Annotated in this window: 5 protein-coding genes; 2 read left to right on the top strand and 3 right to left on the bottom strand. The window is 74.4% G+C overall.

Annotated elements, in window-relative coordinates; genetic code table 11:
• The first annotated feature begins 76 nt into the window (after positions 1-76).
• A complete protein-coding gene (locus ACIPSE_RS27860) occupies positions 77-1,030 on the top strand; it encodes a methionyl-tRNA formyltransferase (RefSeq protein WP_401667404.1) in 954 nt (317 codons plus the stop codon).
• Between the two features lie 21 nt (positions 1,031-1,051).
• Here the strand turns inward: ACIPSE_RS27860 and ACIPSE_RS27855 are convergent, their stop codons facing one another.
• From ACIPSE_RS27855 to ACIPSE_RS27845, 3 genes are read right to left on the bottom strand one after another with little or no spacing between them, the layout of a single operon-like run.
• Positions 1,052-1,987 (bottom strand): ABC transporter ATP-binding protein, encoded by a 936-nt coding sequence (locus ACIPSE_RS27855; protein WP_401667402.1) that lies wholly within the window; start codon positions 1,985-1,987, stop codon positions 1,052-1,054.
• 4 nt (positions 1,988-1,991) lie between these two features.
• Complete coding sequence (locus ACIPSE_RS27850) at positions 1,992-3,125, bottom strand: FecCD family ABC transporter permease (RefSeq protein ID WP_401667400.1); 1,134 nt, start codon at positions 3,123-3,125, stop codon at positions 1,992-1,994.
• Between the two features lie 2 nt (positions 3,126-3,127).
• Entirely contained in the window at positions 3,128-4,120 is a 993-nt protein-coding gene (locus ACIPSE_RS27845; protein ID WP_401668279.1) for a FecCD family ABC transporter permease, read from the bottom strand.
• Positions 4,121-4,363: 243 nt separating this feature from the next.
• Here ACIPSE_RS27845 and ACIPSE_RS27840 point away from each other — a divergent pair, with 243 nt between their 5' ends.
• Positions 4,364-26,359, top strand: coding sequence for a non-ribosomal peptide synthase/polyketide synthase (locus tag ACIPSE_RS27840; RefSeq protein WP_401667397.1), 21,996 nt, complete (start codon positions 4,364-4,366; stop codon positions 26,357-26,359).
• The last annotated feature ends 38 nt before the right edge of the window (positions 26,360-26,397 follow it).

The raw sequence follows: 26,397 nt of genomic DNA, 5'->3' as shown, positions 1-26,397 counted from the left end.
CGCCTCCCTCAGGCAGCCACATGCTAGATAAGGTAAGGCTTACCTTGCAATGGAGTCGTGAAGAGGAAGGACCGTCATGAGGGTCGTCATGCTCGGCTATCAGACCTGGGGCCACCGCACGCTGCAGGCTCTGCTGGACTCCGACCACGAGGTCGTTCTCGTCGTCACCCACCCCAAGAGCGAGCACGCCTACGAGAAGATCTGGGACGACGACGTCGCCGAACTCGCGCGGAAGCACGACGTGCCCGTCCTGCTGCGCAACCGCCCCGACGACGACGAACTCCTGGCCGCGGTGGCCGACGCCCGGCCGGACGTCCTCGTCGCCAACAACTGGCGGACCTGGCTGCCCCCGGAGCTCTTCGACCTGGCCCCGCACGGCACCCTGAACGTGCACGACTCCCTGCTGCCCGCCTACGCGGGCTTCTCCCCGATCATCTGGGCGCTGATCAACGGGGAGGAGCGCGTCGGGGTCACCGCGCACCGCATGAACGCCGAACTCGACGCGGGGGACGTGCTCATCCAGCGGTCGGTGCCGGTCGGACCCGCGGACACGGCCACCGACCTCTTCCACCGCACCGTCGACCTCATCGCGCCCATCGTGCGGGAGTCGCTCGACCTGATCGCCTCGGGCCGGGACGCCGGACAGTGGGTGCCGCAGGACCGGGCGCGGGCGAGCTTCTTCCACAAGCGCTCGGCGGAGGACAGCCGAATCGACTGGAACTGGCCTGCGGAACGGCTGGAAAGGCTCGTACGGGCGCAGTCGGACCCGTACCCGAACGCGTACGCCTTCCATCGCGGACAGCGGCTCAGGATCGTCTCGGCCGCCGTCTCGGAGGGCCGCTACGGCGGTACCCCGGGGCGGATCTTCATCCGGGAGGGCGACGGGGTGGTCGTGGTGGCCGGCGCCGACGCGTTCACCGGCACGCTCAGGGGGCTGCTGGTGCGGCGCGTGCGCACCGACGACGGGACGGAGTACGCGGCGAACGACTACTTCCGCACCATGGGCGGCTATCTGACGTCCCGTCCGTGACGGTGGGGCCGTACGGGGTCGTCACGATCCCGTACGGCCCTCGGCCGACACGGTCTGGGCCTTGTGGGGTGCTTCGGCGGACGCCATCGCGGGGGTGTCGTCGTCGTGGTGGTGGCGGCCCAGCGGGATGACCATCGGGGTGTTGCTGACCGGGTCGGTGGTGATCCGGCAGCGCAGGTCGAAGACGTCCTCGACGACGGACTCGGTGATGACCTCGGCGGGGGCTCCCTCGGCGACGATCCGCCCCGCCTTCATCGCGATGACGTGATCGGCGTACCGGCAGGCCTGGTTGAGGTCGTGCAGCACCATGACCACGGTGCGGCCCTCGCGCCGGTTGAGGTCGGTGATCAGGTCCAGGACGTCGATCTGGTGGGCGAGGTCGAGGTAGGTCGTCGGCTCGTCGAGGAGCAGGATCGGGGTGCCCTGGGCCACCGCCATGGCGATCCACGCCCGCTGGCGCTGGCCGCCCGACAGCTCGTCCACCGGGCGGTCGGCGAGGTCGGTGAGACCGGTCGCGGCCAGGGCCGCGTGCACCGCCTCCTCGTCCGCGGCGGACCACTGCCGCCACCACGTCTGGTGCGGGGAGCGGCCCCGGCCCACCAGGTCGACGACGGTCAGCCCCTCGGGTGCCACCGGCGTCTGCGGCAGGATGCCCAGTGTGCGGGCCAGTTCACGCGTCGGCACGGAGCGCAGGGCGACGCCGTCCAGCTCCACCGTGCCCTGGCGGGGGGCCAGGAGCCGCGCCAGGGCACGCAACAGGGTGGACTTCCCACAGGCGTTCGCCCCGACGATCGCCGTGATCCGGCCGGTGGGCACGGTGAGGTCCAGGCCCTCCACCACCGGCCGTCCGTCGTAGGCGAGATGGAGATCGACGGCTCGCAACTGCGGCCCGGGACGCGCCGCCGCGCTGGGCTTCGGCGGGGACGTCAGCGGTGTCCGCGAGTCGGTGGACGACATGGAATCAGCCTCCAGAGCCCGCGCGGTTGACGCGGATGAGCAGCCACAGCAGAACCGGCGCGCCGAGGGCGCCGGTGACGATCCCGACCGGCAGTTCCGTCCCGGAGATCGCCTCGCGTGCGAGGAGATCGGAGCCGAGGACGACGAACGCGCCGGTGAGACCCGAGACGAGCGGGGGCGGTGACGAGGTGCCCGCCAGGCGCAGGGCGATCTGCGGTGCGGCCAGGGCGACGAACGCCACCGGCCCGGCCGCCGCGGTGCCGAAGGCGACCAGCCCGACACCGGCCAGCAGCAGCGCGAGCCGCACCGGCTGGACGGGGGTGCCGAGTCCGGCGGCCACGTCGTCGCCGAGCTGGAGCGTGCGCAGCCAGCGGCTCATGCCCAGCGTGACCGGGAGCAGCACGGCCAGTGCCAGGGCGAGCGTGTTCACCTGGTCCCAGGTGCGGCCGTTGAGGTTGCCGACCAGCCAGCCCAGGGCCGCCTGCGCCTCGAAGCGGTTGCCGCGGGCCACGAGGAAGTCGGTGGCGCTGGTGCAGATCCAGGACACCCCGATGCCGACCAGGATGATGCGGTACCCGGTGGCCCCGCGCTTCCAGGCCAGCGCGTAGACCAGCAGCGCGGTGGCCAGCGACCCCAGCAGGCCCAGCGTCGACAGGCCCATGCCGCCGGTCCAGCCGAGGACGACGGCGGCGACCACGGCCGTTCCCGCGCCCGCGGTCAGGCCGATCATGTCGGGGCTGGCCAGCGGATTGCGGGTCATCGTCTGGAACACGGCACCCGAGACGCCGAACGCGACACCCACCAGCAGTCCGGTCAGCGCGCGGGGCAGCCGCAGTTCCTGGATGACGAGGACGGTGGCGGCGTCGCCCGACCCGCCGAGCGCCTTGATCACGTCGCCGAGGGGCACGGGGTAGTCGCCGATGGTCAGGCCCCAGCAGAACAGCAGGAAGGCGCCCGCGGCCAGCAGCAGACCGGTGAGGAGCAGACGGGGGCGGAGCACGCCGGAGACCGGCGGGAAGGCCAGCCGGAACGGTCTGCGGCGCAGGGTGGAGCGCGGCGCGGTGGCCTTCGGGGCGGACGGCGCGGCGGGCCCCGTGGGGGACGGGGCGGCGGGTCCGGAGGTGGACGGGGCGGTCATGCTCACACCTCCGCGAGCTTGCGGCGACGGACCAGGACGATGAAGAACGGGCCGCCGAGGAAGGCGACCAGGACACCGGCCTGTATCTCGGTGGGACGGGCCACCATCCGGCCCAGGATGTCGGCGGACAGCAGCAGCACGGGCGCGAGAGCGGCGGACAGCGGCAGCAGCCAGCGGTGGTCCGGTCCGATGCCCGCGTACTCGGCGAGGACCCGGGCGATGTGCGGGACCACCAGGCCGAGGAAGACGACGGGGCCGATGACGGCGACGGAGGCACCGGTCAGCAGCACGACCGCGGCGACCCCCTGGAGGCGTATCAGGCCCAGCCGGCGCCCCAGGGAGGCGGCCACGTCGTCGCCGAGGGCCAGGCTGTTGAGGGCCGGCGCGCAGGACAGCGCGAGGACGGCGCCGACCGCGAGGAACGGCAGGATGCGCAGCAGATCGCCGGAGTCCTGGTCGGCCAGGGAGCCGGCGGACCAGAACCGGTAGCGGTTCAGGGCGTCCTGGTCGGTGAGGACGACGGCGCTGGTCAGCGACGACAGCAGCGAGGTGACGGCCACCCCGGCGAGGGCCAGTTTCACGGGGGTGGCCCCGGAGCGGCCGAGCCGTCCCAGGAAGAAGACCAGCACGCTCGCGACGAACGCTCCGCCGAACGCGAACCACACGTAGCCGTAGACCGATCCCACCCCGAACACCGCTACCGCCATGACGATCGCGAAGGACGCGCCGCCGCTGACACCGAGGATGCCGGGGTCGGCCAGGGGGTTGCGGGTCAGGGCCTGCATCAGTGCGCCCGACAGGCCGAGGGCGGCACCCGTGGTCAGGCCGAGCAGGGTGCGGGGCACGCGCACGGACCAGATGACGTTGTCGACGAGACGGCTCGGCGGATGGCCGAGGACCGAGCGGACCACCTGGTCCAGCGGGACGTTGAGCGCGCCCAGTGCCACCGACAGGAGGGACAGGACGACGAGGATGCCGACGACGAGTGTCACCAGCGCGGTGGTGCGAAGCCTTCTGCCTGAAGCCACTTGCCGGTCTCCGTGTCGTCGTCCGGATCACCAGACGGTCTGTCAGCAGGTTAGGTGAGCATAACCTCAGCCTCTGTGACCCATGCCACCCGGGGCCGATCGGGGTCACCGAGTCGAACTCTGGCCTATCTAGTTAGGCAATGCTTACCTTACTATTCGGTCGCGGCTCTGCTGGGCCGTGCATACCGCGATGGGGAGGAACGGGCGGCTGTGTCGGGCAACACGCTTTCTTCTGCACCTAGTTCGGATACCTCGGCCACTACGGCGAAGCCGGGTGACTTCTGGCGCGGACGCTTCGGCGCACCCGTGCCGGAGGTGCCACTGCCCTTGGACCACCCCCGCCCATCCCGGCCCGACGGCCCCGAACCACGCGCCCGACGCGCGATGCCGCTGCACTCGACAGCGGACGAGCGGACGTGTCTCGCCGCCTTCGTCGCGCTCCTGCACCGCTACGGGGGAGCGTCGGCCACCGAGGTGACGCTGGCCCACGACGGACTCCCGCTGCGGATCACCGTCGACGGGAACGTCCCCTTCGCCGAACTGCGGGCACGGACGGCGGACTTGTACGCCGAGGCCGCGACGCACCGCCTGCCGGTCCCCGATCTGCTCGGGCTCCTGGACCCCGAACCCTCCCGTGGCGGAGCCCTGTTGTGCGCCACCGGATTCGGCGAGACGCCCTGGGACGGAGGGGGCCCGCTGGACCTGGCCCTGTCCGTCACCGACGGCGAGGTGCGGGCCGACCATCGCACCGACATCCTCGAACCCGCCACCGTCGACCGGATCCTGGGCCACTACCGCACCCTCCTCGCCGACGCGCTCGCCCACCCGGACACCCCGGTCGCCGACCTCGGACTCCTCGGCGACGAGGAACGGCACCGCGTCCTCGACGAGTGGAACGACACCGGCCACGACGTGCCCCCGCTGACCTGGCCGCGCATGTTCGCCGACCAGGTCGCCGCCCGCCCGCACGAGGTGGCGCTCGTCCATGAGGACGTCCGCCTCACCTACGCCGAACTCGACGCCCGCGCGGCCCGGTTGGCCCACGCTCTGGTCGCCCGGGGCGCCGGACCCGAGAAGGTCGTCGCACTCGCCGTACCGCGCTCGGCGGACATGATCGTCGCCGAGGTCGCCGTCCTGAAGGCGGGCGCCGCCTATCTGCCCGTCGACACCGACTACCCGGCCGACCGCATCGCCTACATGCTCGACGACGCCCGGCCGGTCTGCCTCGTCACCACGGCCGAGATGGTTCCCGACCTCCCGCCGGGCACCGACCCCCTCGTCCTGGACGCCCCGGAGACGATCGCCGAACTCGACTCCCATCCGCCGCACGACCCCTCCGCGGCAGCCGAGTTGACCGTGGCCCACGCGGCGTACGTCATCTACACCTCCGGCTCCACCGGCCGCCCCAAGGGCGTGGTCCTCTCCCACGCGGGCGTCGCCAAGCTGGTCGCCACCCAGGTCGAACGGTTCGGGATCGGCCCGCACAGCCGGGTCCTCCAGTTCGCCTCGCCCAGCTTCGACGTGGCCTTCTGGGACCTGTGCCTCGGCCTGCTCTCCGGCGGCCGTCTCGTCGTCGTGCCCGCCGACCGCAGGGTGCCCGGCGCCCCGCTCGCCGACTACGCGAACGAGCACGGCATCACCTTCATGATCCTGCCGCCCGCGCTGCTCGCCGCCCTGCCCGACGACGTCCGGCTGCCGCCCACGGCCACCCTCCTGGCCGGCACCGAACGCGTCTCGCCCGAACTCGTCGGCCGCTTCGCGCGCGGCCGGATGATGTTCAACGCCTACGGCCCCACCGAGGCCACCACCAACTCCACACTGGGCCTGTGCGACCCGGACACCCCCGCGGGCACCATCGTGCCCATCGGCGTGCCCGACCCGGGCACCCGCGCCTACGTCCTCGACGACCGCCTGCGGCCCGTCCCCGCCGGTGTCACCGGCGAGTTGTACCTCGGCGGCGCCGGACTCGCCCGCGGCTACCTCGGCCGCGCCGCCCTGACCGCCGAACGCTTCGTCGCCGACCCCTTCGGCGCACCGGGCGACCGCCTGTACCGCACCGGCGACGTCGTGCGCTGGAAGGCCGACGGACGCCTGGAGTTCCACGGCCGGGTCGACAGCCAGGTCAAGATCCGCGGCTTCCGCATCGAACCCGGCGAGATCGAGTCCGTGCTGCGCGCCCACCCGGCCGTCGACCAGGCCGCCGTCGTCGTCCGCGAGGACCGCCCCGGCGAACGCCGCCTGGCCGCCTACGTCGTGCCCTCGCTCGACGGCGCCGCGGACGCCGACCCCGAGGCGGGCGTGGCCGACTGGAAGGACCTGCACGAACTCCTGTACTCGGCGGCGGGCTCGGAGGGCTTCGAGGAGAACTTCGCGGGCTGGAACAGCATGTACGACGGGCTGCCCCTCCCGCTCGCCGACCTGCGCGAGTGGCGCGAGGCGACCGTCGCCCGCATCCGCGGACTGCGGCCCCGCCGCGTCCTGGAGATCGGCGTCGGCAGCGGCCTGCTGCTGTCCCGGCTCGCCCCGGACTGCGCGGAGTACTGGGGCACCGACCTGTCCGAGGAGGCCGTACGGGCCCTCGGCGCCCAGGTCGCCGCCGTGCCGGAACTCGCCGACCGGGTCACCCTGCTGGCCCGGCCCGCCCACGACCTGACCGGGCTGCCCGAGGGCCACTTCGACGCCGTCGTCGTCAACTCCGTCCTCCAGTACTTCCCGGGCGGCGACTACCTCACCGGTGTCCTGCGCGACGCCGCCGCGCTGCTCGCGCCCGGGGGAGCCCTCTTCGTCGGCGACGTGCGCAACCTGCGACTGCTGCGCCCGCTGAGCGCCGCGATCGAGGCCGGACGGGTCCGGGGCACGGACCAGGACGGCGACAAGGAGGCCCTGCGGGCCGCCGTGGACCGCGCCATCGCCTGGGAGGGCGAACTCCTCGTCGACCCCGACTACTTCACGCGCCTCGACGGATTCACCGCCGACATCCGCGTCAAGCGCGGCACCCACCACAACGAACTCACCCGCTACCGGTACGACGTCGTCCTGCGGCCCGAGACGGCCGAGACGGCCCAGGCGACCCAGGTGGCCGACGCGGCCGAGTCCCCCTGGTCCGCGCTCGGTTCGGTGCAGGCCCTGGACGACCTGCTCGCCACCCGGCCCGGCCCGGTGCGCGTCACCGGCATCCCCAACTCCCGCCTCGCCGACGACCTGGCCGCCCTCGACGCCCTGGCCGACAGCAGCAGACCCGCCACCGCCCCCTACGGCGTGGACCCCGAGTCCCTGCACGAGGCCGCCGCCCGCCACGGCTACGAGGCCGCGCTCACCTGGAACGGGGACGCCGAGGACGGCAGCCTGGACGCCGTGTTCGCCCCCGCGGGCGACGCACTCCCCGTCGCCCCGTACCGCGCCGCCGGCCGGTACCCGCTCACCAACCGCCCGGCGCCGTTCCGCAACGTCACCGCCCTCATGACGGCCCTGCGCGCCCACGCGGGCGAGTACCTGCCCGACTACATGGTCCCGGCGGCCTTCGTCCCGCTGGACCGGCTGCCGGTCACCCCCAGCGGCAAGCTGGACACCGCCGCCCTTCCCCTGCCCGACTTCACGCGCCTGAGCACCGGACGCGCCCCCGGCAGCGCCCGCGAACGCCTCCTGTGCGACCTGTACGCGCGCGCCCTCGGCCTGCCCGCGGTCGGCGTCGACGACGACTTCTTCGCCCTCGGCGGCGACAGCATCGTCGCCGTCCAGCTCCTCATCCTGGCCCGCCGCGCCGGACTGGAGCTCACGCCGCGCGACGTCTTCCGCCACCGCACGGTCGCCGAACTGGCCACCGTCGCCCGCGCCGCGGACCCGGACGGCACCCGCGCCCTCGCCTGGCGGCAGCCGTCCCCGGACGAACTCGCCGCCCTTCAGGGCGAGCACCCCGTCACCGTGGAGGAGGCGCTGCCGCTCGGCCCGCTCCAGGAGGGCTTCTTCTTCCACGCCCTCGTCGACGGCGCCGAGAACGACGCCTACGTCGTCCAGCAGGTCGTCGAACTGACCGGACCGGTCGACGGCACCCTCCTGCGCACGGCCGCCCGGCGGCTCCTGGACCGGCACGCCCCGCTGCGCGCCTGCTTCCGGCAGACAGCCGAGGGCCGCCCCGTCCAGCTCGTCGCCACCGGACTGGAACTGCCCTGGCGCGAGGTGGACCTGACCGCGCAGGAGGACGGCACCGTCCGGCAGGCGCTCGCCGAGGCCGTCGCCGCCGACGAACGGACCCACCGCTTCGACCTGGCCCGCCCGCCGCTGATGCGCTGCGCGCTGATCCGGCTCGGCGAGGAACGCAGCCGTCTGCTGCTGACGTTCCACCACATCGTCGCCGACGGCTGGTCGTTGCCCGTCCTGCACCGCGAACTCCTCGCCCTGTACGGCGAGAACCCGGCCCCCCTGCCCGAAGTCGCCCCCTACCGCGGCTACCTCGCCCGGATCGCCGGCGCCGACCGGGAGGCCGCCCTCGCCGCCTGGCGCACCGCCCTGGCCGGGGTGGAGGAGCCCACCCGGCTCGTCGAGGCGCCCGCACCCGTCGGACCGGTCGAACCCGCCCAGATCCGCGTGGAGCTGCCCGAGCGCCTCACCGCCCGGCTCGCCGCCCGCGCCCGGGAGCGCGGCGTCACCCTCGGCACCCTCGTACAGGGCGCCTGGGGCCTGCTGCTGGGCCGGACGACCGGCCGCCAGGACGTCCTGTTCGGCACCACCGTCGCCGGACGCGACGCCGCCGTCGACGGCATCGAGTCGATGATCGGCCTGTTCATCAACACGCTGCCCACCCGTCTGCGCTGGGCGCCCGCCGACACCCTCGGCGAGGTACTGGACCGGCTCCAGGACGAGCAGAGCGCGCTCCTGGACCACCAGCACCTCGGCCTCGCCGACATCCAGCGGGCCGCCGGGCACACGGGGGGCGGCGAACTCTTCGACACCCTCGTCGTGTTCGAGAACTACCCCGCCAACGACCGGCGGGCCGACGGCTCACCCGGAGTCACGGACCCCACCGGCACCGTCGCCCTCGCAGGGCACGCCTTCCACGACACCGTCCACTATCCCCTCGCCCTCATCGTCAAGCCGGGCCGCCGCCTCGACCTGCGCCTGAAGCACCACGCGCGCCGCCTCGACGCGACAGCCGTCCAGGCGCTCGCCGACCGCCTCGCCCTCGTCCTGGAGGCCCTCGCCGACGACCCCGCCACCAGGGCCGCCGACCTGGACCTGCTCACGCCGCGCGAGCGCGAGACCGCCCATCCGGCGGGGGAGACCCGCCCCGTTCCGGCCGCGACCCTCGCCACCGCGTTCGCCGACCAGGCCGCCCGCACCCCGGACGCGACAGCGGTGGTCTTCGAGGACACCACCCTCACCTACGCCGAACTCGAAACCCGCGCCGAGGAGTTGGCGTCCCGACTGCGGGCGCGCGGCGCGGGCCGGGAAGGGTTCGTCGCCGTCGCCGTACCGCGCTCGGCCGAGCTGATGGTGGCCCTGCTGGGCGTCCTCAGGTCCGGGGCGGCCTATCTGCCCCTGGACCTCGACTACCCCGCCGAGCGCCTCGCGTACATGCTGGCCGACTCGGGCGCCATCACGGTCGTCACCACGGAACGGGACGCGGCACGACTGCCCGCGGTCGAGGGCCTCGACATCGTGACGACGGACGCCCCGACACCGGACGCGGGTCGTGCGGGACCGGGCGAGGAGCCCGCGGGAGCGCCAGCCGGGCCCGCCCGCCCCGACGATCCCGCCTACCTCATCTACACCTCCGGCTCCACCGGCCGCCCCAAGGGCGTCGTCGTCACCCACCGCGCCCTCGCCAACCGGCTGGCCTGGATGCAGGGCGCCTACGGTCTTACCGCCGACGACAGGGTGCTGCAGAAGACGCCGTCCAGCTTCGACGTCAGCGTCTGGGAGTTCTTCTGGCCGCTGCGCGAGGGCGCGGCCGTCGTCCTCGCCGCACCGGACGGCCACCGCGACCCCGCCTACCTGGCCCGGCTGATCCGGGCCGAACGCGTGACGACCCTGCACTTCGTACCGTCGATGCTGGAGGCGTTCCTCGCCACCGACGAGGTCACCGCCGACCCCTCCTGGGCCCGCGGCCTGCGCCGGGTGTTCAGCAGCGGCGAAGCCCTGTCCGGCGCGGCGGCCCACCGCTGGCGCGAGCTGACCGGCGTACCCCTGCACAACCTGTACGGCCCCACCGAGGCGGCCGTCGACGTGACCCACCACACCTACGACGGCGCGCCCGACATCACCGTCCCGATCGGCAGGCCCGTGTGGAACACCGGCCTGCGGGTGCTGGACCCCTGCCTGCGCCCCGTGCCCGACGGGGTGCCCGGCGAGCTGTACCTGACCGGCGTCCAGCTGGCCCGCGGCTACCACCGGCGCCCCGCCCTCACCGCGGACCGCTTCGTGGCCGACCCCTACGCCACGGAACCCGGCGCCCGCATGTACCGCACGGGTGACCTGGTGCGCCGCCGCGGGGACGGCACCCTCGACTACCTGGGCCGCACCGACCGCCAGGTCAAGCTGCGCGGCAACCGGGTCGAACTCGGCGAGATCGAAGCCGCGCTGACCCGCCATCCGGCCGTCGCACGCGGCGCGGTCGTGGTGCGCGAGCAGCGGCTGGTCGCCTACGCGGTCCCCGCGACCGGCGCCGTCCTCGACCCCGCCGACCTGCGCGCGGCCCTCGCCGAAGCCCTGCCCGCGCCCCTGGTCCCGGAGGCGTACGTCGTCCTCGACGACCTCCCGCTCACCCCCAGCGGCAAGCTCGACCAGGCGGCACTGCCCGCCCCCGAGGCCCGGCGCGCCGCCCGCCGGGAGCCGGAAGGGCCCTCCGAACGCCTGCTCACCGCGGTCTTCTCGGCCGTGCTCGGCATCGAGGACCTCGGCCCCGACGACGACTTCTTCCAGCTCGGCGGCGACAGCATCAGCTCCATCGGCGTGGCCGCCCGGGCCCGCGCGGCGGGTCTGGACCTGAGCCCGCGCGACGTGTTCACCCACCGCACCCCCGCGGCCCTCGCCGCCACCGCCCCGGCCGTCACCGAGGCCACCGCCCCGCGCCCGGCCGCCGTCTTCGCGCTCACCGAGGCGCAGCACGCCCATGTCCGCGCCCTGGCCGCCCCGGCGGCCGTCGCCGACGTCTGGCCGCTCGCCCCCCTCCAGGAGGGCCTGTTCTTCCACTCGGCCTACGACGAGGGAGCCCTGGACGTCTACACCGTCCACGAGACCTTCGACTTCGCCGGCCGCCTCGACGCCGACCGGCTGCGCGCCGCCGCCCGCACCCTGCTCGCCCGCAACCCGGGTCTGCGCGCGGGCTTCACCAGCGAGGGCCTCGACCAGCCGGTGCAGTTCATCGTCGAGGACCCGCGGATCCCGCTCGACGTGGTCGACCTCACCGGCCTCGCCGCCGCCGAACAGGACGTGCGGCTGGGGGAGTTGACCGCCGCCGAACGGGACCGCCGCTTCGACCTCTCGGCACCCCCGCTGTTCCGGCTGCTCCTCGTGCGCCTCGGCGCCGGACGCGGCGACCGGCTCGTCATCGGCCGCCACCTCATCCTCTGGGACGGCTGGTCGGCCTGGCTCTTCCTCGACGAGCTGTTCGCGCTCTACGAGACCGGCGGCGACGCCACCACCCTGCCCGCGCCCGGCAGTTACCGCGACTACCTGACCTGGCTGGAACACCAGGACGACACGGCCGCCACCGCCGCCTGGCGCACCGCGCTCGCCGGACTGGAGGAACCCACCCTCCTCGCCCCGAGCGCGCCCGACGGCCTCGAACCCGTCATCCCCGACCAGCTCGACACCCAGCTGTCCGCCGAACTCGGCGACCGCCTGCGCGAGACGGGCCGTGCCCACGGACTGACCCTCAACACCCTCCTCAACGCCGCCTGGGGACTCACCCTCGCCTCCGCCACCGGCCGCGCCGACGTCGTGTTCGGCACCACCGTCGCCGGACGCCCCAGCGAGGTCCCGGACGTCGGCGAGATCATCGGCCTGTTCCTCAACACGGTCCCGACCCGGCTCCGCCTCGACCCCGCCGAGCCGGTCCTCGGCCTGCTCCGGCGCATCCAGGGCGAACGCCTCGACCTCATGCCGTACGAACACCTCAGCCTCGGTGTCCTCCAGGCCGAGACCGGGCACCGCAAGCTCTTCGACACCCTGTTCGTGCTCCGCAACAACGACACCGGGGAACGCCTGGAGGAACTGCGCGTCCGCCACGGCGCGACCGCCGTCGCCAACGTCGACGCCACCCACTACCCGGCCAACCTCGTCATCACCCCCGGCCACCGCATCGCGGTCACCCTCACCCACCGGCCCGACCTCGTCCCCGCGGACCGCGCCCAGGCCCTCCTCGACCGGTTCACCCTGCTCGTGGACCGGCTCACCCGCGACCTCACCGCCCCGGTCGGCTCCCTCGACCCCCTGCTGCCCGCCGAGCACACCGCACTGCGGCAGGAGTGGGCCGCCAGCCAGGTCCCCGACCCCGAGGACACCATCGCCGACCTGCTCGCCGCGCAGGCCGCCCGCACCCCGGACGCCCGTGCCCTCGTCTTCGGCGAACGCACCCTGACCTACGCCGAACTCGACGCCGCCGTCAGCCAGATGGCCCGCCTGCTGATCGCCCGGGGCGCGGGACCCGAGCGGGTCGTCGCCCTCGCGCTGCCCCGCTCGCTGGACATGGTCGTCGCGCTGTTCGCGGTCCTGCGCACCGGCGCCGCCTATCTGCCCCTGGAACTGGACCACCCCGCCGACCGGCTGTCCCTGACACTGGCCGACGCCCGCCCGCTCCTGCTGCTCACCACCTCCGCCGTCTCCGCCACCCTGGACGGCGACATGACCCGGGTCCTCCTTGACGACCCCGAGGTCCGCGGCGAACTCGCGGCGCTTCCCGACACCCCCGTCGACCGCCGCTTCAGCCTCGAACACCCCGCCTACGTCATCTACACCTCCGGCTCCACCGGCCGTCCCAAGGGCGTCGTCACCCCCTACCGGGGCCTGACGAACATGCAGCTCAACCACCAGAAGGAGATCTTCGAACCGGCCATCGCCGCGGCCGGTGGACGGCGCCTGCGCATCGCGCACACCGTGTCCTTCGCCTTCGACATGTCGTGGGAGGAACTGCTCTGGCTCGTCGAGGGCCACGAAGTGCACGTCTGCGACGAGGAGTTGCGGCGCGACGCCGAAGCACTCGTCGTCTACTGCGAGCGGCACCGCGTCGACGTCGTCAACGTCACCCCCACCTACGCCCGGCTCCTCATCGAACAGGGCCTGCTGGAGGGCCACGTCCCGCCGCTCGTGCTCCTCGGCGGCGAAGCCGTCCCGGAGACGGTGTGGGCGGCCCTGCGCGACACCGAGGGCACCTACGGCTACAACCTGTACGGGCCGACCGAGTACACCATCAACACCCTCGGCGGCGGCACCCTCGACAGCGACACCCCCACCGTCGGCAAGCCCATCCGCGGCACCCGCGCCCACATCCTCGACGCCTGGCTGCGCCCCGTACCCGACGGCGTCCCGGGCGAGCTGTACATCGCCGGCATCGGCCTGGCCCGCGGCTACCTCGACCGGCCCGGCCTGAGCGCGGAACGCTTCGTCGCCGACCCGTTCGCGCTCACCCCGGGCGAGCGCATGTACCGCACCGGCGACCTGGTGCGCCGCAACCCCGACGGCAACCTCGACTTCCTCGGCCGCACCGACGACCAGGTCAAGATCCGCGGCTACCGCGTCGAACCCGGCGAGATCGAGACCGCCCTCAGCCGTCACCCCCTGGTCTCCCAGGCCGCCGTCGTCGTCCGCGACGAACGCCTCGTCGGCTACGTCGTGCCCGCCGCTGCCGACTCCACCGAGCGCGAGGCCGCGGAGGCCGCCCAGGTCGGCGAATGGCAGGAGATCTACTCCGACGAGTACGAGGAGATCGGCACCGCCGTCTTCACCGAGCGCTACGACGGCTGGGACAGCTCCTACGACGGCCGGCCCATCCCCTTCGAGGAGATGCACGAGTGGCGCGAGGCCACCCTCGCCCGCATCGAGTCCCTGCGCCCGCGCCGGGTCCTGGAGATCGGCATCGGCTCCGGCCTGCTGCTCTCGCGGCTCGCCCCGGCCGCCGAGGCCTACTGGGGAACCGACTTCGCCGCCCCCGTCATCCGCAAGATCGGCGACGAACTCCGCGCCCGCGACCCCGAGCTGGCCGCCCGCGTCGAACTGCGCTGCCGCCCCGCCGACGACCTGACCGGCCTGCCCACCGGCTACTTCGACACGATCGTCGTCAACTCCGTCATCCAGTACTTCCCGAGCGTCGACTACCTCACGGCCGTCATCGACGGCGCCATGGCCCTCCTCGCGCCCGGCGGAGCCCTGTTCGTGGGAGACGTCCGCAACCTGCGCCTGGCCCGCACCTTCCACACCGAGATCCAGCGCGCCCGGGACACCGCCGACGCCGATCTGGAGCAGGCGGTCGAGCGCGGACTGCGCCTGGAGAAGGAACTCCTCGTCGATCCCGACTACTTCACCACCCTCGGCCACCACGTGGACCTTCGCACCAAGCGGGCGCGCCACCACAACGAGCTCAGCCGCCACCGCTACGACGTCGTCCTGTACGCCGGTGACGCGGACGTGGACCTGGCGGACGCACCGGTCGTCGACTGGTCCGCGGCGCACGGCATCGGCCGACTGGTCGGCGGCGACTGGTCGGCCGCGGCGGCCCTCGGTGAGTTCCTCGGCGGCGACCGGCGCACCCCCGTCCGCGGCGACCACCCCGGCGCCCTGCGCGTGACCGGCATCCCCGACGGCCGCATCGACGCGGACGGCCTCGACCCGGAGGACCTGTACGCACTGGGTGCCAGTGCCGGGTACCGGGTGCTGACCACCTGGTGCGGGCGGCCCGGGACCTACGACGCGGTGTTCCTGCCGTCCGACGCCCCCGAACCCCGCCTCACCGGCGGCCTGTTCCGCCCCGGCGGCGCGGACCGGCCCCACGCCAACGACCCCACCGCCGCCCGCGAGGCGAGCGCCCTGGTGCGGCGGCTGCGCGAGGACCTGGGCCGCGAACTGCCCGACTACATGGTCCCCGCGGCCTTCGTCACCGTCGACGGCCTGCCCATGAACGCCAACGGCAAGCTCGACGTACGGGCCCTGCCCGACGCCGAACCCGCGGTCGCCCTGGGCGGCGGACGCGGCCCCCGCACCCCGCAGGAGGAGGTGCTGTGCCGGCTGTTCGCCGAGGTGCTCGGGCTGCCCGAGGTCGGCGCGGAGGACAACTTCTTCGACCTGGGCGGGCATTCACTGCTCGCCACCCGGCTGGTCAGCCGCGCCCGTACCGAACTGGGCGCCGAACTCGCCATCCGCGACCTCTTCGAGGCGCCCACCCCGGCACTCCTCGCGGGCCGCTCCGACAACGGCAGGCCCGCCCGCCCCACTCTCACGGCCGTCGCCGAACGCCCGGACCGGGTGCCGCTGTCGGCCGCCCAGCGCAGGCTGCTGCTGGTCGAGCAGATCACCGGCAGCGGCGTCGCCTACAACTTCCCGCTCGTCTTCCGGCTGCGCGGCGCACTCGACGTCCCCGCCCTGCGCGCGGCCCTGCGGGACGTGGCCGCCCGCCACGAGTCCCTGCGGACCGTCTTCCCGACCGGGGCGGGACAGCCGTACCAGCACATCCTGCCCCCGGCGCAGGCGCACCCGCCGCTGGACGTCACCGACGCCACCGAGGAGCGGCTGCCCGCGCTGATCGAGTCCGCCCAGCGCCGCCCCTTCGACCTGGGCACCGAACTCCCGCTGCGCTGCGAGGTGTTCCGCCTCGCCGCCGACGACCACGTGGTGGGCGTGGTGCTGCACCACATCACCACCGACGAATGGTCCGACCGGCCGTTCCTCACCGACCTGACCACCGCCTACACGGCCCGCCGCTCGGGGCACGCACCCGAGTGGGCGCCGCTGCCCGTCCAGTACGCCGACTACACGCTCTGGCAGCGCGATCTCCTCGCCGCCGACGGCGACCGGCAACTCGCCCACTGGACCGGCGCGCTGAGCGGGCTGCCGGACGAACTGGCCCTGCCCGCCGACCGGTCGCGGCCCACCGTGCCCACCGGCCGCGGCGGCAAGGTGACCCTGGAACTCCCCGCCGCCACCGGCCGTGCCCTGCGCGATCTCACCAACGCGACCGGCACCAGCATGTTCATGGTGTTCCAGGCCGCCACCGCCGCGCTGCTGCACCGCCTCGGCGCCGGGGACGACATCCCCCTCGGCGCCCCGATCGCGGGCCGCACCGACGAGGCCCTCGGCGACCTGGTCGGCTTCTTCGTCAACACCCTGGTGCTGCGTGCCGACCTCTCCGGTGACGACCTCACCTTCCGCCAACTCCTCGCCCGCGTCCGGGAGGCCGACCTGGCCGCCTTCGAGCACCAGGACCTGCCCTTCGACGCGCTCGTGGAGGCCCTGAACCCGCCCCGGGAAGCCGGCCGCAACCCGCTCTTCCAGGTCATGCTCGGCTACCACCACCGCCCCGACGGCGACCCCGACGTGCTGGGCCTGCCCACCGAGTGGTCCGACATGGACACCGGCATGGCCAAGTTCGACCTGCACTTCACCTATGTCGACGAGAACGACCGCGTGCTCCTTCTCCTGGAGTACGCCGCCGACCTCTTCGACCCCACCACCGCCGGGCACCTCGCGGACCGTGCCGTCCGGCTCCTCGACGACGTCGCCGCCGCACCCGACACCCCCGTGCGGGACCTCGGCGTCCTGACCGACGGCGAACGCGACCAGGTCCTCACCGGCTGGAACACCACCGGACGCCCGGTCCCCGCCACCACCCTCCCCGAACTGTTCCGCGCCCAGGCCGCCCGCACCCCCGACGCCACCGCGCTCGTCGTCGAGGGGGAGCGGCTGACGTACGCCGAACTGGACGCCAGGGTCGAGCGCACCGCGCGCGTCCTCGCGGGCCTCGGCGCCGGGCCCGAGCGCACCGTCGCCGTCGCCCTGCCGCGCTCGGCCGACCTGGTCGTTGCGCTGCTCGCCACGCACCGGGCCGGCGCCGCCTACCTGCCGCTCGACCCCGACCACCCGGCGGACCGCCTCGCCCTCATGACCGAGGACACCCGACCGGTCCACGTCATCCGCGACACGCTGCCCACCGGCCCCGAGGGCGACCTGCCCACGTCCTACGACCCGCGCCACCCCGCCTACGTCATCTACACCTCAGGCTCCACCGGCCGCCCCAAGGGCGTGGTCGTCCCGCACCAGGGCATCGTGAACCGGCTGCTGTGGATGCAGGACACCTACCGCCTCGGTGCCGGGGACCGGGTGCTCCAGAAGACCCCGGCCGGATTCGACGTGTCCGTGTGGGAGTTCTTCTGGCCGCTGATCACCGGCGCCGCCCTCGTCGTCGCGCGCCCCGACGGCCACCGCGACCCCGCCTACCTCGCCCGGCTGATCCGCGAACAGGCCGTCACCACCGTCCACTTCGTGCCGTCGATGCTCCAGCTCTTCCTGGAGGAGCCGACCGCCGCCGACTGCACCGGCCTGCTGCGGGTGATGTGCTCCGGCGAGGCCCTGCCCGTCCCGCTCACCCACCGCTTCCACCGGGTCCTCGACGCCGAACTCCACAACCTGTACGGGCCGACCGAGGCCTCCGTCGACGTCACCGCGCTGCCGATCGCCCCGGGCGCCACGAGCGTGCCCATCGGCCGCCCGGTCTGGAACACCCGCCTGTACATCCTCGACGCGGCCCTGCGGCCCGTCCCGCCGGGCGTCCCCGGCGAGCTGTACCTGGCCGGCACCCAGCTGGCCCGCGGCTACCTCAACCGGCCGGGCCTGACCGCCGAACGCTTCGTCGCCCACCCCTACGGCGCGCCCGGCGAGCGCCTGTACCGCACCGGCGACCTCGCCCGCTGGACGCCCGACGGAACGGTCGAGTACCTCGGCCGCACCGACGACCAGGTGAAGGTGCGCGGTCTGCGCGTCGAGCCCGGCGAGATCGAGGCCGTGCTCACCGGCCACCCGGCCGTCGCCCACGCCGTGGTCGTCGCCCGCGGACAGGCCCTGGTCGGCTACGTCGTGCCCGCCGGCGACCTGGACCTGGACGGTCTGCGCGCGCACGCCGCCGCAGTCCTCCCCGCCCACATGATCCCGGGCGCCCTGGTCCCCCTGGACACGCTGCCCCTCACCCCGAACGGCAAGCTCGACCGCAAGGCCCTGCCCGCCCCCGCCCCGGCCGCCACCACCGGCGACGCACCACGCACCCCCCGCGAGGAGATCCTGGCCGGGCTCTTCGCCGACGTCCTCGGCCTCGAACAGGTGGGCGTGGACGACGACTTCTTCGCGCTCGGCGGCCACTCGCTGCTCGCGATGCGCCTCGTCGGCCGGGCCCGCGCCGCGCTCGGCGCCGACCTCACCGTCCGGACCGTCTTCGAGGCGCCCACCGTGGCCCGCCTCGCCGCCCGCACCGCCGCCGCCCCGCACCGGACCCGGCCCGCGCTCGGCGACCCGCGGCCCCGCCCCGCCCTGCTCCCGCTGTCCTCCGCGCAGCGCCGCATGTGGCTGCTCGCCCAGGTCGACGGCGCGAGCACCGCGTACAACCTGCCCTCCGCGTGGCGGCTGACCGGCGCCCTGGACCGGGACGCGCTCCAGGCCGCCCTCGACGACGTGGCCGCCCGGCACGCTCCCCTGCGGACCGTGTTCCCCGCCGTCGACGGAGTGCCGCACCAGCGGATCCTGGACCCGCACGACACCCAGGTACCGCTGACCGACGTCCCGTTCGCCGACCTCGCGGGAGCCGCCGGGCACGTCTTCGACCTGGAACAGGACGTGCCGTTCCGCGCCGCCCTGTCCGAGACCGGCCCCGACGAGCACGTCCTGCTGCTCCTGCTGCACCACATCGCCACCGACGAGTGGTCGGACCGCCCCCTGCTCGCCGACCTCTCCACCGCCTACGCCGCCCGCACGGCGGGCCGGGCCCCCGACTGGGCCCCGCTGCCCGCGAGTTACACCGACTACACCCTGTGGCAGCGGGACGTCCTGGAGACGGGCGGCGACAGCCTCCTGGACCACTGGAGGGCCACCCTCGCCGGGCTCCCGGAGGAACTGGACCTCCCCGCCGACCGCCCCCGGCCCGCCGAGTCCAGCGGGCGCGGCGGCACCGTCGGCTTCACCGTGCCGCCCCGCCTTGAAGGCGCCCTGCGCGCCCTCGCCCGCGAGCACGGCGTCAGCCTGTTCATGGTCGCCCAGGCCTCCGTCGCGGCCCTGCTGCACCGCCTCGGCGCCGGAGACGACATCCCTCTCGGCGCGCCCGTCTCGGGCCGCGGCGACCAGGCCCTCGAAGACCTCGTCGGCTTCTTCGTCAACTCCCTCGTCCTGCGCACCGACCTGTCCGGCGACCCCACCTTCGCCGACCTCCTCGCCCGCGTCCGGGAGGCCGACCTGGCCGCCTACGAGCACCAGGACCTGCCCTTCGAACGGCTGGTGGAGGACCTCAACCCCGAACGCTCCCTGGCCCGGCACCCGTTGTTCCAGGTGATGGTGGTCCACCTCGCGGGCCAGGGCGACGGACCCGCCCTGCCCGGCCTCACCGCCCGCCGCGAGCCCCTGGGCCAGGACACCGCCAAGTTCGACCTCAGCTTCGACTTCGTCGAACAGGGCGCGGGCGACGGCATCCAGGGCTGGATCGAGTACAGCGCCGACCTCTTCGACCCCGCCACGGCCGAACTCCTCGCCCGGCGGCTGGAGTCGCTGCTGACCCAGGTCGCCGCCGACCCCGCCCGGCCCATCGGCACCCTCGACGTCCTGCTCGACGACGAACGCGCCCTGGTCCTCACCGACTTCAACGACACCGCGCACGCCGTCCCGGACCTCACGCTGCCCGAACTGTTCCGCGCCCAGGCGGCGCGCACGCCCGACGGCACCGCGCTCGTCCTCGAGGACGACCCGCTCACCTACGCCGAACTCGACGCGCGCGTCGAGCGCCTCGCCCACACCCTCGCCGCGCACGGCGCCCGCGCCGAAGCCACCGTGGCCGTCGCCCTGCCGCGCTCCCTCGCCCTCGTGATCACCCTGCTCGCCGTCCACCGCGCCGGCGCCGCCTATCTGCCCCTCGACACCGGCTACCCGGCCGAGCGCCTCGCCCACACGCTCACCGACGCCCGCCCGGTCTGCCTGGTCACCGCCGAGGGCGTCACCCTGCCGGACACCGACGTACCCCGCGTCACCGTGACCCCGGACGGCGCCCCGGAGCGCCCGGCGCACGCGCCCCTGCCCACGTCCTACGACCCCCGCCACCCCGCCTACGTCATCTACACCTCAGGCTCCACCGGCCGCCCCAAGGGCGTCACCGTGCCCCACCGGGGCATCGTGAACCGGCTGCTGTGGATGCAGGACACCTACCGCCTCGGTGCCGACGACCGGGTACTGCAGAAGACCCCGGCCGGGTTCGACGTGTCCGTGTGGGAGTTCTTCTGGCCGCTCATCACGGGGGCGACCCTGATCGTGGCCCGCCCGGAAGGACACCAGGACCCCGCCTACCTCGCCGGCCTGATCGAGCACCGGCACATCACCACCGCCCACTTCGTGCCCTCGATGCTGCGCGCCTTCCTCGACGAGCCCGCAGCCGCCCGCTGCACCGGACTGCGCCAGGTCATGTGCTCCGGCGAGGCGCTGCCCGCCCCGCTGGCCGCCCGCTTCCACCAGGTCCTGCCGGGCAGCCGCCTGCACAACCTGTACGGCCCCACGGAGGCGTCCGTCGACGTCACCGCCCGCGAGGTGCCCGCCGACCCGGACGCCGTGCCCATCGGCCGCCCGGTCTGGAACACCCGCACCTACGTCCTGGACGCCGCCCTCACCCCCGCCCCGCCCGGCGTGGCCGGCGAACTGTACCTGGCAGGCGTCCAGTTGGCGCGCGGCTACCTCGGCCGCCCCGCGCTCAGCGCCGAACGGTTCGTCGCCGACCCGTACTCCGCCGAGCCCGGCGCCCGCATGTACCGCACCGGCGACCTCGCCCGCTGGACCCGCGACGGCGAACTGGAGTACCTCGGCCGCGCCGACGACCAGGTCAAGCTGCGCGGCTTCCGCATCGAACTCGGCGAGGTCGAGACCGTCCTCACCGCCCACCCGGCCGTCGCGCACGCCACCGTCGTCGTCCGCGACGAACGGCTCGTCGCGTACGTCGTGCCGTCCGGCGACGGCGCCGACTCCGCCGTCCTGCGCGCCCACACCGCGCGCACCCTGCCCGACCACATGATCCCGGCCGCCGTCCTCACCCTCGACGCCCTCCCGCTCACCCCCAACGGCAAGCTCGACCGCCGCGCCCTGCCCGCACCCGACTTCGCCGCCGAGGTCACCGACACCCGCCCGCGCACCCCGCTGGAGGAAGCCCTGTGCGGGCTCGTGGCACAGGTCCTCGGCCTCGAACGGGTCGGTGTGGAGGACGACTTCTTCTCCCTCGGCGGCGACAGCATCGTCGCCATGCAACTGGTCGCCCGCGCCCGCGCCGAGGGCCTCGCGTTCAGCCCGCGCGACGTCTTCCGCCACAAGTCGGCCGCCGGACTGGCCACCGTGACCGCTCGGGCCGTCGCCGAACGGACCCGGGACACCGTCCTGCTCGACCTCACCGACGCCGAGCGCGCCGAAGTCGCCGCCCTGCCCGCGGGCACCGACGTGCTGCCCGTCTCGCCGCTCCAGGCCGGCCTGCTCTTCCACGCGGCCCTCGACTCCGGCGACGAGGGACCCGACGTCTACACCGTCCAGGTCTCCTACGACCTCGACGGCCCCCTCGACCCCGACCGGCTGCGCGCCGCCGCCCAGGCCGTGCTCGACGCCCACGAGAACCTCCGCAGCGGCTTTTGCCACCTGTCCTCCGGGCGGCCCGTCGCCGTCGTACCGCGCACCGCCGTACTGCCCTGGCGGCAGCTCGACCTCACCGGCGGGCCCCAGGACTGGCCCCGGCTGCTGGAGCAGGAGAGGCGCCGCTTCGACCCCGAACGCCCGCCGCTGCTGCGGCTGCTGCTCGCCCGGACCGGCCCGGACCGGCACCGGCTGGTCCTCTCGCACCAGCACCTCCTGCTCGACGGCTGGTCGCTGCCTCTGCTCACCGCCGAGATCTGGACCCGCTACACGGGCCGCACCCCGGCCGCGCCCGCCCCGTACCGGGAACACCTGCGGCTGCTCGCCGCCCAGGACCCCGCACGGTCCACGACCGCCTGGGGCGAGGCCCTCGCCGGTCTCGCCGAGCCCACCCGGCTCGTCCCCGCCGACCCCGACCGCGCCGCCGCCGTCCCGCACACCCACACCGTGGAACTGGATGCCGGGCGCACCGCGGAACTGGAGGCGTTCGCCCGCACCCGCGGCGTCACCCTCAACACCCTCGTCCAGGCCGCCTGGGGTGTCCTGCTGGGCCGTCTCACCGGCCGCCAGGACGTGGTGTTCGGCGCGACCGTCGCCGGACGCGCACCCGAACTGGCGGGCTCCGAGGCGATGATCGGCCTGTTCATCAACACCGTGCCGGTGCGCGTGCGGATCCGCCCCGACGAGAGCGCCGCCGCCCTCCTGGACCGCCTCCAGGACGAGCAGTCCGCCCTCATCGCCCACCAGCACCTCGGCCTCGCCGACATCCAGCGCGCCGCCGGACTCGGCGAACTCTTCGACACCCTCGTCGTGTTCGAGTCCTACCCCGTGGCCGACACGGACGACGAGAGCGACGACCGGCCGCGCGCCACCGTCCTCGACCACGCCGACTCCACCCACTACCCGTTCGCCTGGGCCGTCGAGCCCGCCGAACGGCTCCGCCTGACCGCCGAGTTCCGCCCCGACCTCTTCGAGGCGGCCACCGTACGGCGGATCACCGACGCCCTGACCCACCTCCTCACCGGCATGGCGGCCGACCCCGGCCGACCCGTGGGCCGCCTCGACCTGCTCCGCCCCGACGACCTGTACACCGTCGTCGAGACGTGGAACGACACGGCCCTCCCGGCGGCCGAACGCCTCGCAACCGTCCCGGCGTTGTTCACCGCCCAGGCCGCCGCCGCCCCCGACGAGGTCGCCGTCACCGACGGCCACGTCACCTGGACGTTCGCCGAACTCGACGCCCGCACCGACCGGTTGGCCCGCGTCCTCGCCGGACACGGTGCCGGACCCGAGCGTCTCGTGGCCCTCGCCCTGCCCCGCACCGCCGACCACATCGCCGCGATCCTCGCCGTGATGAAGGCGGGCGCCGCCTATCTGCCCCTCGACCCCGACCTGCCCGCCTCCCGGCTCACCGGCATGCTCGACGACGCCCGCCCGGTCCTCGTCCTGGCCACCGCCGACACCGCCGACGCCCTGCCCGCCACCGGCACCCCCGTCCTGCGCCTCGACGCCCTGAGCGAGGACCTCCCGCAGGCCGACCCCGCACCCCCCGGCCCGGACCACCCCGCCTACGTCATCTACACCTCAGGCTCCACCGGCCGGCCCAAGGGCGTCGTGATCACCCAGCGCGGCATCAGCAACCTCTTCCACAGCCACCGCCACGACCTGCACGACCTCGCCAAGGAGCGCACCGGACGCCAGCATCTGCGCATCGGCCACGCCTGGTCGTTCTCCTTCGACGCCTCCTGGCAGCCCCAGCTGTGGCTCCTGGACGGACACGCCCTGCACATCGCCGACGACGAGACCCGCCGCGACCCCGAACTCCTCGCCGCGTTCCTCCGCGACCGGGACATCGACTTCATCGAGGTCACCCCCTCCCTGCTCGCCCAGATGGCCGACAGCGGGCTCATCGGCCCCGACGGCCGCTGCCCGCTCGCCGTGGTCGGCTTCGGCGGCGAGGCCGTCCCCGAATCCCTCTGGAGCAGGCTCGCCGCACTCCCCGACACCGAGGCGTTCAACCTGTACGGGCCCACCGAGGCCACCGTCGACGCCCTCGTCGGCCACGTCCGCGACAGCGCCCGCCCCGTCGTGGGACGCCCGGTGCACGACTCCCGCGCCTACGTCCTCGACACGGCCCTGCGCCCCGTCCCGCCGGGCGTCACCGGCGAGCTGTACCTGTCCGGACCCGGCCTGGCCCGCGGCTACCTGGACCGCCCGGACCTGACCGCCGAACGCTTCGTCGCCGACCCCTACGCCACCGCACCGGGCGCCCGCATGTACCGCACCGGTGACCTGGCCCGCTGGACCGAGGGCGGGCTCCTGGAGTTCGCCGGACGCAGCGACGACCAGGTCAAGATCCGCGGCTACCGCGTCGAGCTCGCCGAGATCGAGGCCGCGCTGGACACCCACCCGGCCGTCGCGCAGACCGTCGTCGTGGCCCGCGAACACCGCCCCGGCGTACGGCAGCTCGTCGCCTACGCGGTCGCCGCCCCCGGCACCGACGGCACGGAACTGCGCGCCCACGCCGCCACCGCCCTGCCCGACTACATGGTCCCGGCCGCCGTGGTCGTCCTTGACCGGCTGCCGTTGCTGTCCAACGGCAAGCTCGACCGGTCCGCCCTGCCCGCACCCGACTTCACCGCCGCGGGCGGCGGCCGGGCCCCGGAGAACGACACCGAACGCACCCTGCGCGACCTGTTCGCCGACGCCCTCGGCCTGCCCGCACAGGCGCTCGGCACCGACGACGACTTCTTCTCCTTCGGCGGCGACAGCATCATCGCCATGCAACTGGTCGCCAGGGCCCGCGCCGCCGGGCTGCGGGTCACCCCCCGCCAGCTCTTCCAGCACCGCACGGTCACCGCGCTCGCCGCCGTCGCCGTCCACCTGGCCGCCGGCGAACGGCACGCCGTCCACGACGACGGCACCGGCACCGTCCCCCTCACCCCGATCATGCGCGCCCTGGTGGACCGCGGCGGCCCCCTCGCCGCCTACCACCAGGCCGCCCTGGTCCACACCCCCGCCGGCCTGACCGAATCCGGACTCCTGGCCGTCCTCCAGGCCCTGTCCGACCGGCACGACATGCTCCGCGCCCACCTCGTGCGCGCCCCCGAGGCGGCCCTGCGGGTGCCGCCCGCCCGGGACACGGACGTCAGTACCTGGCTGACCCGCGTCGACGTACGCGGCGCCGACGACACCGCCCTGCGCGCGGCCGTCTCCCGCCACGCCGTGACCGCACGCGACGGACTCGACCCCGACACGGGAGCCATGGTGCGGGCCGTCTGGTTCGACGCCGGTCCCGGCCGGGGCGGACGCCTGCTCCTCCTCGTCCACCACCTCGTGATCGACGGCGTCTCCTGGCGCGTGCTCCTGCCGGACCTGGCCACCGCGTGGGCCGCCGTACGGGACGGCCGTACACCGGAACTCGCCCCGGTGGAGATGTCGTTCGCCCGCTGGTCACGGCTGCTCGGCGCGCGCGCCGGGGATCCCGCCGCCGAGGACGAACTGCCCTGGTGGACCTCCGCGCTCGCCCCGGGCGCCGGGCTCGCCCTGGCCCGCCCCCTGCACCCGGCCAGGGACACCGTCGCCACAACCCGCTACCTCTCCCTGACGCTGCCCCCCGCCGTCGCCGGGCCGCTGCTGAGCCGGGCCCCGGCCGCCTTCGGCGCGAGCGTCAACGACGTCCTGCTGACCGCGTTCGCCCTCGCCGTAGGCGACTGGCGCACCCGGTGGGCCGAAGCCCCCGCCGCCGGCGGGCCGGTCCTCGTCGACCTGGAGGGACACGGCCGCGAGGAGGAACTCGCGGGCGACGCCGACCTGTCCCGGACGGTGGGCTGGTTCACCAGCGTCGTACCCGTGCGGCTCGACCCCGGCGACGCCGACCCCGCCGACGCCCTCGCGGGCGGCCCCGCCCTGGACACCGCCCTGGCCCGCGTCCGCGGCCACCTCACCGCACTGCCCACCGCCGGCATCGGCCACGGACTGCTGCGCCACCTCAACCCGGCCACCGGCGCCCGCCTCGCCGAACTCGGCGAACCGCAGATCGAGTTCAACTACATGGGCCGCTTCGACCACCCCGAGGCCGTCGACTGGTCCTACGCCGCCGAAGCGGACGCCGCCGACCTCGACGCCGACCCGGACATGCCGATGTCGCACGCCCTGACCCTCAACGCCCTCACCGAGGACCGGCCCGAGGGCCCCGAACTCGCCGCCCACTGGGCCTACGCCGCCGAACTCCTCACCGAGGACGCGGTACAGGACCTCGCCCGGACCTGGTTCCGGGCACTGGAGGCGGTGGTGCGACGGGCGGCCGACATCGAACAGCCCGACGGCGGGCGGACCGAGAACGGTCAGCCCGGCGGCAACCGCTCCTGAACCGGCCGACGGCCACCACGAGAACAGATCAACGGAGA

The organism is Streptomyces sp. NPDC090106, from assembly GCF_044747265.1.
Taxonomy (GTDB): Bacteria; Actinomycetota; Actinomycetes; order Streptomycetales; family Streptomycetaceae; genus Streptomyces.
The sequence above is the reverse complement of the archived record's forward strand: the minus strand, read 5'-3'. Positions and strand labels throughout refer to the sequence as shown.

What these genes read in the sequence shown, in the direction of transcription:
- ACIPSE_RS27855 (WP_401667402.1), bottom strand. Translation starts at nt 1,987, where the DNA reads ATGTCGTCCACCGACTCGCGGACACCGCTGACGTCCCCGCCGAAGCCC.
- ACIPSE_RS27860 (WP_401667404.1), top strand. Translation starts at nt 77, where the DNA reads ATGAGGGTCGTCATGCTCGGCTATCAGACCTGGGGCCACCGCACGCTG.
- ACIPSE_RS27850 (WP_401667400.1), bottom strand. Translation starts at nt 3,125, where the DNA reads ATGACCGCCCCGTCCACCTCCGGACCCGCCGCCCCGTCCCCCACGGGG.